This window comes from Clostridium moniliforme (assembly GCF_017873235.1).
In the GTDB taxonomy this organism is placed as follows: domain Bacteria; phylum Bacillota; class Clostridia; order Clostridiales; family Clostridiaceae; genus Clostridium; species Clostridium moniliforme.
In genome coordinates this window covers 236,218-252,117 of sequence record NZ_JAGGJZ010000001.1, presented here as the reverse complement: position 1 = coordinate 252,117, position 15,900 = coordinate 236,218, and the positions used below count along the sequence as shown (strand labels likewise).

General features: G+C 24.5%; 14 protein-coding genes. 13 read left to right on the top strand and 1 reads right to left on the bottom strand.

Annotation, left to right across the window (positions count from 1 at the left end; all coding sequences use genetic code 11):
- Position 1 precedes the first annotated feature (1 nt).
- The 9 genes from J2Z53_RS01260 (at position 2) to J2Z53_RS01220 (ending at position 8,880) form a co-directional block, all read left to right on the top strand.
- Positions 2-271 (top strand): ArsR/SmtB family transcription factor, encoded by a 270-nt coding sequence (locus tag J2Z53_RS01260; RefSeq protein ID WP_209795409.1) that lies wholly within the window; start codon positions 2-4, stop codon positions 269-271.
- A gap of 337 nt (positions 272-608) precedes the next feature.
- Complete coding sequence (locus tag J2Z53_RS01255) at positions 609-764, top strand: zinc-ribbon domain-containing protein (protein ID WP_209795408.1); 156 nt, start codon at positions 609-611, stop codon at positions 762-764.
- A gap of 181 nt (positions 765-945) precedes the next feature.
- On the top strand, positions 946-1,857 hold the full coding sequence (locus J2Z53_RS01250) for a tetratricopeptide repeat protein (RefSeq protein WP_209795407.1): 912 nt from the start codon (positions 946-948) through the stop codon (positions 1,855-1,857).
- Positions 1,858-2,036: 179 nt separating this feature from the next.
- Entirely contained in the window at positions 2,037-3,806 is a 1,770-nt protein-coding gene (locus J2Z53_RS01245; RefSeq protein WP_209795406.1) for an ABC transporter ATP-binding protein/permease, read from the top strand.
- Positions 3,806-5,473, top strand: coding sequence for an ABC transporter ATP-binding protein (locus J2Z53_RS01240; protein WP_209795405.1), 1,668 nt, complete (start codon positions 3,806-3,808; stop codon positions 5,471-5,473). The genes J2Z53_RS01245 and J2Z53_RS01240 overlap by 1 nt, the downstream gene beginning before the upstream one ends.
- A gap of 20 nt (positions 5,474-5,493) precedes the next feature.
- Complete coding sequence (locus tag J2Z53_RS01235) at positions 5,494-5,892, top strand: YbaN family protein (RefSeq protein WP_209795404.1); 399 nt, start codon at positions 5,494-5,496, stop codon at positions 5,890-5,892.
- Positions 5,893-6,198, top strand: coding sequence for a nitrous oxide-stimulated promoter family protein (locus J2Z53_RS01230; RefSeq protein ID WP_209795403.1), 306 nt, complete (start codon positions 5,893-5,895; stop codon positions 6,196-6,198).
- A 159-nt stretch (positions 6,199-6,357) separates the two neighbouring features.
- Entirely contained in the window at positions 6,358-6,594 is a 237-nt protein-coding gene (locus J2Z53_RS01225) for a DUF454 family protein (RefSeq protein ID WP_209795402.1), read from the top strand.
- 111 nt (positions 6,595-6,705) lie between these two features.
- Entirely contained in the window at positions 6,706-8,880 is a 2,175-nt protein-coding gene (locus J2Z53_RS01220; protein WP_209795401.1) for a DNA topoisomerase III, read from the top strand.
- A 63-nt stretch (positions 8,881-8,943) separates the two neighbouring features.
- Here the strand turns inward: J2Z53_RS01220 and J2Z53_RS01215 are convergent, their stop codons facing one another.
- A complete protein-coding gene (locus tag J2Z53_RS01215) occupies positions 8,944-9,366 on the bottom strand; it encodes a PPC domain-containing DNA-binding protein (RefSeq protein ID WP_209795400.1) in 423 nt (140 codons plus the stop codon).
- A 130-nt stretch (positions 9,367-9,496) separates the two neighbouring features.
- Between J2Z53_RS01215 and J2Z53_RS01210 the strand changes: the two genes are divergently transcribed.
- From J2Z53_RS01210 to J2Z53_RS01195, 4 genes are all read left to right on the top strand, one after another.
- Positions 9,497-10,606, top strand: coding sequence for a 3'-5' exonuclease (locus tag J2Z53_RS01210; protein WP_209795399.1), 1,110 nt, complete (start codon positions 9,497-9,499; stop codon positions 10,604-10,606).
- A 309-nt stretch (positions 10,607-10,915) separates the two neighbouring features.
- Entirely contained in the window at positions 10,916-11,536 is a 621-nt protein-coding gene (locus J2Z53_RS01205) for a nuclease-related domain-containing protein (RefSeq protein ID WP_209795398.1), read from the top strand.
- A 157-nt stretch (positions 11,537-11,693) separates the two neighbouring features.
- The gene (locus J2Z53_RS01200; RefSeq protein WP_209795397.1) at positions 11,694-14,942 is read left to right on the top strand and encodes a DEAD/DEAH box helicase family protein; all 3,249 of its coding nucleotides are present in this window, start codon (positions 11,694-11,696) and stop codon (positions 14,940-14,942) included.
- Between the two features lie 27 nt (positions 14,943-14,969).
- On the top strand, positions 14,970-15,869 hold the full coding sequence (locus tag J2Z53_RS01195) for a hypothetical protein (protein WP_209795396.1): 900 nt from the start codon (positions 14,970-14,972) through the stop codon (positions 15,867-15,869).
- Positions 15,870-15,900 lie beyond the last annotated feature (31 nt).

Here is a 15,900-nt window from a genome sequence, read left to right as displayed (position 1 = left end):
AATGGATGAAAAGACAAGTGAAATATTTAAAGCTTTAGCCCATCCAGTTAGAATAAAAATAATCAAACAACTTTATAATGGACCTATATGCGTTTGTCATATTAATAGAAATATTGATTACTCTCAAGCTAATATTTCTAAACACTTAAAAATTTTAAAAAATGCTAAAATAGTAAAATCAACAAAAGAGGGAATGTATCAGTATTATAAATTAACAGATGAAAATGTTAAAAAAATAATAAACTTAGCAGAAGACATAATATTAAAATAGAAAATATTAATATAGCTATATAAAAATTATATATATTTATATAAGAGTATACAAACTTATATAAATTATTTAAAATATATTTGAGACTTGCAAATTTATTATATGAATATTTTTTAATATTTAGGGGAATCTATAATAGGGTTCTATACCAAGAGAAGATTAAAGTTGAGAATATTTTGAAAATTATATTGAAATGATAAAAATAGTATGATATACTAATATTGTAAATTAAATAAAGTTTCAAGTAGTTAAATATTTTCTTGTTTTAGAGTTTTCTCCAAAGGTATAGAAAAGATTAATTATTTAGAACACTTTATATTTTTTGGAGGAATGAAAAATGGAAGATAAGACTATTGTATGTAAAGATTGCGGAAAAGAATTTGTTTTCACAGTAGGAGAACAAGAATTCTACAAAGAAAAAGGATTCGATAACGAACCAGTTAGATGTCCTGAATGTAGAAAAGCTAGAAAACAAAGATTTAACAATAGATAGTATTTGTTAATTACAAGTCATAGAACTTTTGTTCTATGACTTTTTTTATTATGCAAATTTTATGTAATATTATGTTAAAAATAATTAAGATAATATTATGTATGATGAATAAAAATTTAATTATTTATATAATTTATTTGATATAATTATTTCATAAATAAACTAAGGAGAGAAAATTTAAATGAACAGTTATTTATTTAATAATCATATAAATTTGGCTAGAAGTTTTAAAGAAGAAGGAAATAAACTTAAGGCACTTCAATTTTATAAAAAGGCTTATAATTTAGAAGAAGGAAAAAAGGATGTTGAACTTCTTTTAGATATGGCACTTTTATATCATGAATTAGAACAAATTGATTTAGCAGAGGAAAAGTATAGGGAAGTTTTAAATATAGATAAGAAAGATGAGAGAGCCATTTATGGAATTGGAACACTTTATGATGAAGATGGTTTTTTTGAAGAAGCAAAGGAATATTATAAAAAGGCTATAGAACTTAATAAAAATTATGATAAAGCATATTTTTTTCTAGCAAATATTTATGATGAAGAAGGAGAAAAAGAAAAGGCAATAAGTCTTTATAAAAAGGTACTTGAAATTAATCCTATGGATCTTTGGGCAAATGCAAATATTGCTTGTATAATGGAGGAACTAGGTAGACTTAAAGAGGGGGAAGAATATAATAAAAAAGCATTAGAAATAGAGCCAAATCAATTTAGAATATTATTTAACATGGGAGTTATACAAAAAAGATTAGGAAATATTGAAATAGCTAAAGAATATTATATAAAGTCTATAAATAGTAACCCTAAATATCCTTTTAGTTATTTAAATCTAGGAGTTATTTATAGAGAAGATAAAAATTATACTAAAGCCATAGATATAATTTCAAAGGGAATAGAAGAAAATCCAGAGGTTGGATTTTTATATTATAATAGAGCCTGCTTTTATGCATTAATTGGAGAAAAATATAAAGCGCTAAAAGGTGTACTTAAATCTATAGAATTAGATGATTTTTTTATAGACTATATGAAAAAGGATAATGAATTAGATTGTATAAGAGAATTAAAAGAATATAAAGAAAAATTTTTATAAATAATTAATATCAAATAAAATTAAGAAAAAAGACTAAATAATATACTTTAAAAGTTATTATTTAGTCTTTTTTTAGTATAAGAATTAAAAGAAATAAATATGAAAAGATGCATAATATTGATAATCATTATCAAATGTGATATATTATTGTAGTAATTGTTAGAAAGGAGTAAGTTATTATGATGATAAATAAAAGACTAATAAATTTATGTAGTGAATCAAAAAAATATATAGGGCTTACGGTACTATCAAGTTGGATTACTACAATATGCAATTTAGTTATGATACTTTTAATAGGTAAAATAATAAATATTGTATTTTATAATTTTAATTCATTGAAAGGACTAAACTTTAAAGAATTTTTAGAAAAAGAAATAGGCTTATATTTAGGAATATTTATTATTTTATTAATAGTAAGATTTTCTTCTAATATACTTTATGGATATTTTTCTAATAAATCTTCAGAAGTTGTAAAGGTAAAGCTTAGAGATAAAATATATGAAAAGTTATTAAAACTTGGATTAGATTACAACAAAGAGCTTTCAACTTCATCAATTGTTCAAAGTGCAATAGAAGGTGTTGAGGCTTTAGAAATATACTTTGGTAAATATTTATCTCAGTTATTTTATTCACTATTAGCTCCAATAACTTTATTTTTTGTAGTTTCATTTATTTCCTTAAAGGCTGCTATTATTTTTATATTATGTGTGCCTTTAATTCCATTATCAATTATTGCAATAATGAAATTTGCAAAAAGACTTCTAAAAAATTATTGGAATAATTATTCAAATCTTGGAGAAACATTTTTAGATAATCTTCAAGGCTTAACAACTTTAAAGGTTTTTAATATTGATGAAGAAAGACATAAAAAAATGAATGAAGAAGCAGAAAGCTTTAGAAAAATAACAATGAAAGTTCTTAGTATGCAGTTAAACTCAATTACTGTTATGGACCTTATTGCTTTTGGAGGAGCAGCTTTTGGATCTATAGTAGCTCTTTATGCCTTTAAAAATGGAGAAATAAATTTAGGACAAACTATAGTTATAATATTACTATCTTCTGAATTTTTTATACCACTTAGATTATTAGGTTCATTTTTCCATGTAGCTATGAATGGGGTAGCTGCATCAGATAGAATTTTTAAACTTTTAGATAGTGAAGAAAGAATAAAAAATATTAATAATGAATCTAAAAATTTAGATAATATTAATATAGAAATAGATAATGTAACATTTTCTTATAATGGAGAAAGGGATATTTTAAAAAATGTTTCATTAAATATTAAAAATAAAGGATTTACTGCTATAGTTGGAAAAAGTGGAAGTGGAAAAAGTACTATTGCAAGCCTTTTGTTAAATACATATGAAGTAAATAAAGGAAAAATTCTTTTTAATAATACAAATATAAATAATATAGCTTTTGATGACATATATGAAAAGATAATTCTTATAAGTACTAATAGTTATATTTTTAATGGAAGCATATTAGACAATTTAAAGGTTGCAAAAGAAGATTTAAATGATAATGAAATTCAATATGCCTTAGAAATATCAAATTTAAAAGGTTTTGTACAAGGTTTAAAGGATGGAATTAATACTAAAGTTGGTGAAGGAGGATCACTACTTTCAGGGGGACAAAAACAAAGATTAGCTCTTGCAAGGGCAGTTCTTGCAAATAGAGAAATTTACATATTTGATGAGGCAACATCAAATGTAGATGTTGAATCAGAAGAAATAATTTGGAATGCAATAAATAAATTAGCTAAAGAAAAAACTGTAATTGTAATATCTCATAGATTAGCTAATGTTAAAAATGCAGATATAATTTATCTTTTAGAAGAGGGAGAAGTTTTAGAAAAGGGAAATCATAAAGAACTTATAAATAGAAGGGATAAATATTATAAGATGATAAAAGAACAGGAATTATTAGAAAGAAGAGAGGTGATATAATGGAGAGAAAATCTGGATTTTATATTATGAAAAGATTAATTTTAGAGTTAAAACCATTAATACCATTTATGATAATTACAGTAACAATTGGAGTTTTAGGATTTTTATCATCAATTGCAATTACTTCCTTTGGAGCAGTAGCTATATTATCCGTAATTAATAGTAGCTTTAAAATATCTTTTATGTTAGCTGTTGTAATAATGATAGTTTGTGCTCTTTTAAGAGGGCCATTAAGATATGGTGAACAGCTTTCAGGACATTATATTGCCTTTAAAATATTAGTTATTTTAAGAGACAAAGTATTTACTGCCCTTAGAAGACTTGCACCTGCTAAACTTGAAAATAAAGAAAAGGGAAATTTAGTATCATTAATAACTTCAGACATTGAACTTTTAGAAGTTTTTTATGCCCATACTATTGCACCAATTTCTATAGCTATAATTACAAATACAATAATAGCTATAATTCTTTATAATATTAATCCTTACTATGGGTTAGTATCATTAATTTTATATATTATAATTGGTTTTTGTATTCCTTATTTTACTTCAAGAATTGGTAAAAAAGCAGGAATGGAATATAGAAATAAATTTGGAAAAACAAACTCATATCTTCTTGATTCTTTAAGAGGGCTTAAGGAAGTTTTAGTATTTAAAAATGGAGAAAAGAGAAAAGAAAATATACATAAATATTCAATGGAGTTAAATGAAAAACAAAAGAAAATAAAATTTCATGAGGGAGTTATAAGAGCAACAACTGATTTTACTATAATGATAGGAATGATTGGATTTTTATTATTAGGTATTTATTTATACTTAAATGGAAGTATAGATTTTGGAAAAATGATATTAGCTATTGTTATTTTATCTTCATCCTTTGGACCTGTAGTTGCTTTAAGTAATTTATCTAATAATTTATTACAAACCTTTGCTTCAGCAGAAAGAATATTTAATCTTTTAGATGAAAAGCCAGAAGTTTATGAAAATGATGGAGATAGAGCTTTAAATAATACTGATATATCTTATGAAAATGTTACTTTTGGATATAAGGGAAGAGAAGAAATATTAAAGGATTTAAATATAGAAATTAAAAGAGGAGATAGCATTTCTATAGTTGGAGAAAGTGGAAGTGGTAAAAGTACCTTTGTTAAATTACTTATGAGATTTTGGGATGTAAATTCAGGAAGTATAAAATTTGGAGGAGAAAACTTAAAAACTTTAGAAACAAAAGCCTTAAGAGAGCATCAAGTATTAATGAGTCAGGAAACTTATCTTTTTAATGAAACAATTGAAGATAATATTAAAATAAGTAAATTAGATGCAACTTATGAGGAAGTTAAAGAAGCTGCAAAAAAAGCAGCAATAGATGATTTTATTGAAAGTCTTCCAAAGGGATATAAAACGAAGGTTTTAGAACTTGGTGGAAACTTATCTTCAGGAGAAAAACAAAGAATTGGACTTGCAAGAGCATTTTTAAGTAATGGTGAAGTTTTAATACTAGATGAACCAACAAGTAATTTAGATACATTAAATGAAGGAGAAATATTAAAATCTATTAACGAAAATAGAAAAGATAAAACTATAATTTTAATAACTCATAGAAAATCAACTTCTTCAATATGTGAAAAAGTATATAGGCTTCAAAATAAAAATTTAGTTAAAGAATAAAATAAGGGGTGTTTTGATTTATGAATAAAATAAAAAAATGTTTTTATATTATTATAGGTTTTATTGCACTAGCACTAGGAGCTGTAGGAGTAGTCCTTCCAGTTCTTCCAACAACACCTTTTCTTTTATTAGCATCTCTTTGTTTTGTTAGAGGATCAGATAAGTTTGATAGATGGTTTAAAGGAACAAAATTATATAAGAAGCATTTAGATGGCTTTGTTAAAAACAGGGAGATGACCTTAAAACAAAAGATAGTTATATTAGTATTTGCAGACACTATGATGATGATTCCAGTTATATTAATAGATTCTACAATTATGAGAATATCAATTTTACTAGTTATAGTAGTAAAACTATGGTATTTTATATTTAGGATTAAAACTGTAAAAAAAGAAGAATTATCAAAGGATGTAGTGTAAATGAAAAAGAAAAATAGGATAGAAAAAGAAAAAGAGATAGTTAAACTTATGATAGAAATTTATTGTCATAAAAAGCATGGAAGAAAATCTGGAGAGTTATGTGATGATTGCAAAGAACTTTTAGAATATGCTCAAAAAAGACTTACTCTTTGTAAATTTGGAAATGAAAAAAGTTCCTGTAGCAAATGTCCTATTCATTGTTATAAAAAAGATATGAAATTAAAAATAAAGGAAGTTATGAAGTTTTCAGGATGGAGACTTATAATTTATAAGCCTAATGAATTTATAAGACATATATTTAAATAGGTTAAATTTTTATATTATTTTAAAACCAAATTTTAATTAAGTGGTTTTAAATATATTCTATTTTGAAAAAGGTGTTAATTATATTATAATTTGTATAATTAATACCTTTTTTGAGGTAAACTTATAATAATTAAATAAATAAAGTAAGGTGACTTAAATATGAAGGAAGTAAAAAAAGTTATTTTTATGATTTTAGGTATTTTATGCTTAATATTAGCTTTAATAGGAGGAATGCTTCCAATAATGCCAGGTGCAATATTTTTAGTTATTGCAGGAGTTTTTTTTGCTAAAGGATCTACTAAATTTAATAATTGGCTAAAGAAAACAAAAATTTATAAAAAGTATTTAAAAAAATATATAGGAAAGCATATTGATGATAATAATAAAGATGATTAAAGGAGTTAAGAGAATAATATATCTCATTAACTCTTTTTATTTATAAATTTTAAGTATTAGTGTAGTATAATAAAAGAAATAAGTTAAAAAAGAGGAAGGAAATAAAGATTTATGAAATCATTAGTTTTAGCAGAAAAACCTTCAGTAGGAAGAGAACTTGCAAGAGTTTTAAAATGTAACAAAAAGGGAAATGGATTTTTAGAAGGTGATAAATATATAGTAACTTGGGCACTAGGACATTTAGTAACATTAGATGCACCAGAAGGATATAATCCAGAATGGAAGAAATGGAGCATGGAAACTCTTCCTATGTTACCTAAAAATATGAAACTTACAGTTATTAAAGGAAGTTTTAAACAATATAAGATTGTAAAAGATCAAATGTATAGAAAAGATGTAAATGAAATAATTATTGCAACAGATGCAGGAAGAGAAGGAGAGCTTGTTGCAAGATGGATTATAGATAAGGCACATGTTAAAAAGCCGCTAAAAAGACTTTGGATATCATCTCAAACAGATAAGGCAATAAGAGATGGATTTAAAAATTTAAAGGACGGAAGAGCTTATGATAATCTTTATCATGCAGCACAGTGTAGAGCAGAGGCAGATTGGATTGTTGGACTTAACGTAACAAGAGCATTAACTTGTAAGCATAATGCACAACTTTCAGCAGGTAGAGTACAATCACCAACTCTTGCTATGATAGTTAATAGAGAAGAAGAAATTAAAAACTTTAAACCAAAGGAATATTATACAATAGATGTAAAAAGTGATAAATGTAATTTTACTTGGGTAAATAAGGATAACAATTCAAGAATATTTAATAAGGAATTTGCAGAAAAGGTAGAAGGAAAACTTAGAAATTGTGAAGGAAAAATTGTAAAGATTACAGAAAGCAATAAAAAGACTTTTTCTCCAAAACTTTATGATTTAACAGAACTTCAAAGAGATTGTAACAAAATATGGGGATATTCTGCAAAGCAAACTTTAAATATAATGCAAAGACTTTATGAAAATCATAAGCTTTTAACATATCCAAGAACAGATTCAAGATATATTTCAAAGGATATTGTAGCTACAATTCCTGAAAGACTTAAAGGAATAGCAATAGGAGAATATAGAGCCATTGCAACAGAATTACTTAAAGGAAAAATAAATGGTAATAAAAGTTTTGTAGATGATACAAAGGTTTCAGACCACCATGCTATAATTCCAACAGAAGAGAGAGGTAACTTAGCAAATCTTAGTTTAGAAGAAAGACACGTTTATGATTTAGTAGTAAAAAGATTTTTATCAGTTTTAATGCCTCCATTTGAATATATTCAAACTACATTAGAGGGAGATGCAAATGGAGAAAGACTTATAGCTAAAGGAAAAGTTGTTAAAGCTAAGGGATGGAAGAGAGTATTTGATAGAGATGAAGAAGATGATGATTCAGATATTAAAGAACAAAATCTTCCTAAATTTAATAAAGGAGATACCTTTAAAATAAAAGAAGTAAATCTTAAAAGGGGAGAAACAAAGGCACCTTCAAGATTTAATGAAGGAACACTTTTATCTGCAATGGAAAATCCTCAAAAGTATGTAAATATAGATAAAAACTCAGCTAAAACTTTAGGAGAAACAGGTGGACTTGGAACAGTTGCAACTAGAGCAGATATAATAGAAAAATTATTTAATTCCTTTGTTATTGAAAAAAGAGGAAAAGAGATTTTCCCAACATCAAAGGGAAAACAACTTATAGAGTTAGTTCCTAATGAGCTTAAATCACCACTTCTTACTGCAAAATGGGAATTAGAGCTTGAAAAAATTTCAAAGGGTAAGGAAGATCCACATAAATTTATAAAAAATATGAAAAATTATTCAACAGCATTAGTAGAAGCTGTAAAAGAAGAAAGTGTTAAGTTCCATCATGATAATTTAACAGGAAAGAAATGTCCAGAGTGTGGAAAGTATATGCTTGAAGTTAAAGGGAAAAATGGAACTATGTATGTATGTCAAGATAGAGAATGTGGGCATAGAGAAAATTTATCAAGAATTACAAATGCAAGATGTCCAGAATGTAAAAAGAGATTAGAACTTAGAGGTAGTGGAGAGGGTAAAATATATGTTTGTCCAAACACTAATTGTAATTTCAGAGAAAAGGAATCTCAATTTAAGAAAAGATTTAATAAAAACGATAAAGTTAATAAAAGAGAAGTAAATAAAATAATGCAAAAAATGAAAAAGGAAGCAAAGGAAGATATAAATAATCCATTTGCAGAACTTTTAAAGGAATTTAAATAAAAATAACTCTAAAGAAAAGATAAAAAATAAAATTTATACTATCTTTTCTTTAGAGTTTTAATATTATTTTAAATCCATAACATTTATTCCAGTTTCAGAATCTACATATCTTCCTACTTCTCCATCAAAGACAGTTAGAAAAATTTCAGAAGTTCCACTTATAGTACCTTCTACAAAGTGTCCACCATAAGTTGTACAATCTTCATCTGAAAAAGTTATATGAAGATGAAGATAAGGTTCATTATCTTTTGTAGTTACATTTCCTAAAAGACTTGTTACTTCGTATTTGTCAGTAAATACTTTTTCATTATAAACTTTTGTATTTAAGTTAAAGTAACCTATTTTTATATCTGTTGCAGCACCTATTCCAGATATTGAAGCAAGTTTTATATTATTTTTTTTGCAGAAATCTTTTATAGAACTTGCAATTTGTTCACCTTTATTAATTTTTAATATCCAGTTATTGTTTGCTTTTTTAAAATCCATTAAATCCCCTCCATTATTATATTTTTCTTTAGTTTACAATTTAATTATAAACCTAAAAAGTTTACATTAAAAGTTAATAAAGTTTTATATATGTTATAATAATATGTAAAAAATAAGTTGGAGGAATAAAATGATAAATCCTAAAAGAGATTGGACAGAATTTAAATCTAAAGAAGAAAAGTTAGAAAAATTAAAGGAGTTAAAAGTAATATCATCAAAATCAAAAGAGGTTAAAGATTTATATTATAAAGGTATTTATACAGAAGATGCTACACTATGTGATGTTGTAGGATTTGTAGATGATAATGAAATAATTTTAAATATAAATGGAGAACTTCATAGTATACATCCAGAATATTTCATAGATATGCAGAAAAAAGAAAGATTTATAATTGTTGATATAGAAACTCCAATGAGTTTTAAAAAGGAAGATGGAATAAGGGAAATAGCAGCAGTTGTAGTAGAAGATTATAGGGTTATAGAAACTCTTCATTTGGCAAAAGTAATTGATGAAGAAGAATATAAAAAAGGTTATGGAAATGGTTTAGAAGCAATAGAAGAAAATGAAGAGTTTAAGGATAAGTTTAAAAAGTTAGTAAAAAAATATAAATGTCCTTTAATAGCTCATAATGCAGACTTTGATAGAAGGTTTTTAGTTCATTGGGGATTTATAGATGAAGATCAAAAATTTTATTGTAGTTTAAATACAATAAGAAGTATGGTTAAATTAGATAGTTATAAACTTGTTAATTTACTATCCTACTATGGAATAAAAGAAGGACAAGATCACAATGCCTTACAGGATGTATTAGATTTATTAGAACTTTTAAAGAAATTAAAGCCAGAAAGATGGAAGACAATAGAAAAGAGTGGTAATTATTATAGTTCTTATAAAAATAATAATAAAAAAGATATAGAACAAAAACAACCAGCTAAATTTGTAAGGAAGAGTAAGGCTGATAGAGAAGAAGAAAAAAGAAGATTAGAAAAAGCAAAAGAAAATATAATTAAAAATATTTTTGATGGCAAAAAAATAGTTTTTACTGGGGACACAAAAAAGGATAGAATAGAACTTCAAGAATTAGCAATAATGTATGGAGGGGCAGTTACTCAAAGTGTTAGTGGAAAAACTTATATGGTAGTTATAGGTGAAAATCCAGGTAATAGTAAAATTTCTAAAGCTAAGGATCTTAATGTGAATATAGTTAAAGAAGAAGATTTTTTAGAACTTTTAAAATAATATATAAATTTACTAAGCTATTGTAATATATTTTATTGCAATAGCTTTTATTTGTATTAATATGTAAAAAAACTATTAATAAACATTAACTTGAATTTACTAATTTACAATACTATAGTTAAATTATAGAAATAGATGAATAAAAAAATTTTTAGGTTAAATACTAAAATAATTGATGTAACAAGTTCAAAGTAAGCTATTTTAAATACAGATTTAACAATAACTATTATTTCTAGCAACAAACCTCTTGTATTATAAAAATAATGTAAAAAAGAGTAAAATAATAATTAGAAAAAAGGAGTTTTCATTATGAAATATTTAATTATTTTATTTGGGTTAATTATAATTTTAAAAGTATTAACTTCAAAAAAATCTTTGACAAAAATAAAAGGAGATTTAGGAGAAAAGAGAACAAAAAAAGTTTTGCTTTCATTACAAGGGTATAAGGTATTAGATGATATACTTTTAGAATCAAAAAATGGAACGACTCAAATAGATCACATTTGTATTGGACCTAAAGGAGTATTTGTAATAGAAGATAAAAATTATAGTGGGTGGATATTTGGTGATGAAAACTCAAAATATTGGACTCAAACTATTTATAAAGAGAAAAATAGGTTCTTTAATCCAATTAGACAAAACTATGGACATATAAAAGCTACAGAGAATGTAATAAAAAATGTAATTGATGTAGTTCCAACATCTATAATTGTTTTTTCAGATAGTTGTGAATTTAAAAGGGTAAATACAGTTACTGAAGTTTTACATAGAGCTGATTTAAAAAGATATTTAATGAGGTATAACTCAGAATATAATTTAAGTGAAGATGAAGTTAATAAGATATATGATGCTTTAAATAATGCCAATATAACCGATAGAAATCTTAGAATGGAACATTTAGAGAGGGTTAAAAGTATTAAAGCTTCATAGAAAAAAGGTGCTAATAATTTTATTGGCACCTTTTTTAGTTGGAAAATAGATTTTTAAAATTAAACTTTTAAATTTTTTTGTTGTATAATATTTAGTGTAAATTATGGTATTAATAGAATTTTATATAAGATAAATAACTAATTAAGGAGAAGATACTATGGTAAAGGTTAAAAATAAATATGCAGGACAAATAAAAATAGTTAATGGAGAGGTTAGCAGAAAACCTTATCCACATCAAATTGAAGCAATGAAAGCATTAAGTTCTGAAGTAGAAAATAAAGAAGATTATAAGGGGCTTTTAGTACTTCCAACAGGGGGAGGAAAAACTTTAACTGCTGTTCAATGGATATTAAAAAATGTAATAAATAATAAAAATAAAGTTTTATGGATTGCCCATAGACATGAATTATTAGACCAAGCATTAAAATCTTTTATAGATAATAGTTATAGTAGTTTAGTTCCTAATAGAAGTTTTTATAATTATAGAATAATATCAGGTAAACATGATAGGCCAGTAAATATAAAAGAATATGATGATATTATAATAGCAAGTAAAGATAGTTTAAGAAGTGGAATTAAGTATTTAATAAAAAATTGGGTTTCAATTTTAGAAGAAGATATATTTGTAGTTATAGATGAAGCTCATCATTCAGTAGCAAAGGGATATGTTGATATATTAAAAGAAGTAGAAAAAAGTGCAAAGTGTACTGTAAAGGTTTTAGGACTAACAGCAACTCCTTTTAGAACATCAGATGATGAAAAAGGTGCTTTAAAGAAAATATTTAAAGATGATATTACATATGGTATAGATTTAAGAAAACTTATAAATATGCAAATACTTTCTAAGCCAATATTTATAGAAGAGAAAACAAAAGTGGATATGAGTTTGGATTTAACTGATAAACAGCTAAATTTAATAAGAAATAATGATATACTTCCAGAAAGTATTGCAGAATATATTGTAAAGAATAAAGATAGAAATAGGTTTATAGTAGATCATTATATAAATAATAAAGAAAAATATGGTAAAACAATAATATTTGCAGTTAATCAAAAGCATGCAATCGCATTAAAAAGTATTTTTGAAAAGCATGGTATAAAAGCAGAATATGTTATATCAGGAATTAAAACAGAAGGAACACAAGTTGCTATAAGTAATGAGGAAAAGGATAGAATAATAAGTTCATTTAAAAATGGAGATTTAGATATATTAATAAACGTAAATATATTAACAGAAGGAACAGATATACCTAATATACAAACAGTATTTTTAGCAAGGCAAACAACATCAACTATACTTATGACTCAAATGATAGGAAGAGCTTTAAGAGGTAAAAAAGCAGGAGGAACTGAGGATGCTTATATAGTTAGTTTTGTAGACGATTGGAAAGATAAAATATCATGGGTAAATCCTAAAGGATTAATTGAAAGTAATTATAATGGAATTGGAAAAGATTCAAAAGAAAGAAATAAGAATATAATACGATTAATTTCTTTAAATAAAATTGAAGAATTTGCAAGAATTATGGATAATACAGTAAATACAGAAGAACTAGAAAAGATATCTTTTATCAAAAGAATACCAGTTGGAATATATTCTTTTAGTATTTTATTAAATAATGATGAAGATGAACATAATGAAAAAATATGCGATATATTAGTTTATGATTGCTTTAAAGATGAGCTTAATAATCTTATAGATAATTTAGGAGATATATTTAAAAATTGTAACATAGAAGAAAAAGAATATTTAAGTGATAAAGAAGTAAATATTCTTTGTAAGTATGGTGAAGATAAATATTTAAAAGAATCAGATACTTCAATAGCTTACAATGAGGATGATATAAAGGATATTATAATTTATTATTCTCAAACAGGAGAAAAGCCTAAGTTTATGCCTTTAGAAGAAAGAGAAAAGTTTGATATATCAAAAATAGCTAAAGAAATATATGATAAGGATTTTGGGGAAAAGGCAAAGAAAGAATATATTGATAAGTTATGGAAAAATGAAAATAACTTTTTAAAATTATTTTTTAATGGGAATAAGAGAATGTTATACGATATTTTAAATAAAGAATTATCAAAAATAAGTTTTGCAGAAGAAGAAGGTATAGATTGTATAGAAGTAGATTATGAAGAGGTAGAAGATAAAATATTAACTTTAAAAGAATTAGAAGATCAAAATCCAACTAAAGCAAAAGAATTAAGAGAAGCAGTTTTTAATAAATTTAAAGATGAAGATGGATATTATCATTCAGCTATAAGTGATTATAAAAGTAAAAGCAAGGTGAATTTTCAAATAGATCACATAATTCCAATATCAGAAGGTGGTCTTACAGAATTTAGCAACCTTCAACTTCTTACAAGATGGGAGAATATGAAAAAAGGTAATCTTTTAAATTGTGATAAAGAAGATATAAGAGAAAATATTAATGATGCTTTTGATGAAATAATTGAAGAAAGTTCTAAGGAAGCTATTGAATTTTGTAATAATCTTATAAAAGAAAATGAAAATCCTGATATTTACCTTAATTTAGGTGAGGCATATTTTATAGATGGCAATTTTGAAAAAGCAATAAATGTAATAAAAGAAGGATTAAAAAAAGGAGCTAAGGATAAAGTATATGGAAATAATACTTTAGGACAAATTTATTATTATTTAGAAGATATGGATTTAAGTAAAAAGTATTTTAAAGAGAGTTTATTAGAAGAAAATGAAAATGCTTATGCATTAGATTCTTTAGGAACAATATATGCAGACTATGATAATGATTATAAAAAGGCATTAGAAATGTTTCAAAAAATAGTAAATTCAAAGGAAGCATATGTAAATGAAAAAATAGATGCATTAAGTAGTATTGGACATGTATACCTATATAATTTAGGTAAACCAAGATTAGCATTAAAAACTTTTAAAGATGCAATAAATTTGGACGAAAATAATTATAAAGGATATTTAGGATTAGGAAAGTGTTATTTAAAAAATGAAAACTATAAAAATGCAATTAAATACTTAAAGCTAGCAGAATATAGGGAAGAAAATGATTCTGATATATATTTAAGATTAGCAGAAGCTTATAAAGGATTAAAACAATATACATTTGTTGAAGAACAGTTAAATATGGCAGAAACTATAGATCCAGAGAATACTGAGGTTTTAGAAGCTTTAGCAAATGAAATGCAAAGAAAAAGAAGATATGATAAATCTATAGAATATTTTAAAAGGGCTATAAATTTAGATGAGCAAAATGATATTTTTTGGAATAACATGGGGGTAAGTTATGATAGGAAGAAAGATAATATTAAAGCATTAGCATGTTATAAAAAAGCACATGAATTAAATCCAGATGAAAAATTGTATGTTAAAAATATTAAATTGATAAATAAAAATATGGGAAAACAATAAAATAACTTAAAGGGGAAATAATAGAAGATGAAGAAAAGAAGTATAATTATTTTAGTATTAGTTTTTATGTTACTAGGAGTATATGGGTGTGGAAATTCAACATCTAAAAAGGCTATAGAGGAAGGAAAAATAGCAATTGCTTCTAATGAATATGATAAAGCTAAAAATTTATTTAAACTAGCAATGAATGAAAATGGTGGATCACAAGCTGAGGAAACTTATAATATGTTAAATAGTTATTTAGAAGCAGAGAAAGAATATAAAGATGGAAATTATGATAAGGCATTAGAATTACTAAATAATATAAAAAAAGTTGGAGATTATGAGAATTTAAATAATGATATTAAAAATTTACATGAAAATATAGAGAAAAAAGAAAAAATAGATAAAGAATATAATGATAATATTAAAAAAATAAATGAATTATTAAAAGAAGAATCATTAAATAAAGCAAAGGAATTAGTAAATAGTATTGATATAAAAGATTTATCAGATAAGCAAAAATCTGAAGTTAATAAGGTAAAAGATGAGATTACAAAAAAGCAGGAAGAATTAAAAAAGCAAGAACAGAAGAAAGATGAAGAAGCAAAGAAAAAAGAAAATTCTAAAAAAGAAGATAATATAAAAAAAGGATTAAAGATAATAAATTCTAAGGGATTTAAGAATGTTATTTATAAAGAAATAGTAAAAGAAAACTTTAATATTCCAGAAATGAATAATAAACCTTTATATCATTATATTCCAAAAGAATTTACAGGACCAAATGAATTTTATTATAATCCACAAAATAATAAAGTATATATGATAAATCAAGGAATGTGGCTTATTATAAATGAAAATTATAAAAACGTTACTCCAAAGGATGAAAATAATAGTTATGAGTATGCAGAAGATTATAGAAAAATGTTATTAAAAGAGAAAAAATAAAATATACAATTATATAAATAAATACTATTAA

Bases quoted from the DNA above. Each gene is read 5' to 3' on its own strand.
- J2Z53_RS01225 (WP_209795402.1), top strand. From the start codon at position 6,358: ATGAAGGAAGTAAAAAAAGTTATTTTTATGATTTTAGGTATTTTATGC.
- J2Z53_RS01200 (WP_209795397.1), top strand. From the start codon at position 11,694: ATGGTAAAGGTTAAAAATAAATATGCAGGACAAATAAAAATAGTTAAT.
- J2Z53_RS01195 (WP_209795396.1), top strand. From the start codon at position 14,970: ATGAAGAAAAGAAGTATAATTATTTTAGTATTAGTTTTTATGTTACTA.
- J2Z53_RS01250 (WP_209795407.1), top strand. From the start codon at position 946: ATGAACAGTTATTTATTTAATAATCATATAAATTTGGCTAGAAGTTTT.
- J2Z53_RS01220 (WP_209795401.1), top strand. From the start codon at position 6,706: ATGAAATCATTAGTTTTAGCAGAAAAACCTTCAGTAGGAAGAGAACTT.
- J2Z53_RS01205 (WP_209795398.1), top strand. From the start codon at position 10,916: ATGAAATATTTAATTATTTTATTTGGGTTAATTATAATTTTAAAAGTA.
- J2Z53_RS01210 (WP_209795399.1), top strand. From the start codon at position 9,497: ATGATAAATCCTAAAAGAGATTGGACAGAATTTAAATCTAAAGAAGAA.
- J2Z53_RS01240 (WP_209795405.1), top strand. From the start codon at position 3,806: ATGGAGAGAAAATCTGGATTTTATATTATGAAAAGATTAATTTTAGAG.
- J2Z53_RS01260 (WP_209795409.1), top strand. From the start codon at position 2: ATGGATGAAAAGACAAGTGAAATATTTAAAGCTTTAGCCCATCCAGTT.
- J2Z53_RS01230 (WP_209795403.1), top strand. From the start codon at position 5,893: ATGAAAAAGAAAAATAGGATAGAAAAAGAAAAAGAGATAGTTAAACTT.
- J2Z53_RS01255 (WP_209795408.1), top strand. From the start codon at position 609: ATGGAAGATAAGACTATTGTATGTAAAGATTGCGGAAAAGAATTTGTT.
- J2Z53_RS01245 (WP_209795406.1), top strand. From the start codon at position 2,037: ATGATGATAAATAAAAGACTAATAAATTTATGTAGTGAATCAAAAAAA.
- J2Z53_RS01215 (WP_209795400.1), bottom strand. From the start codon at position 9,366: ATGGATTTTAAAAAAGCAAACAATAACTGGATATTAAAAATTAATAAA.
- J2Z53_RS01235 (WP_209795404.1), top strand. From the start codon at position 5,494: ATGAATAAAATAAAAAAATGTTTTTATATTATTATAGGTTTTATTGCA.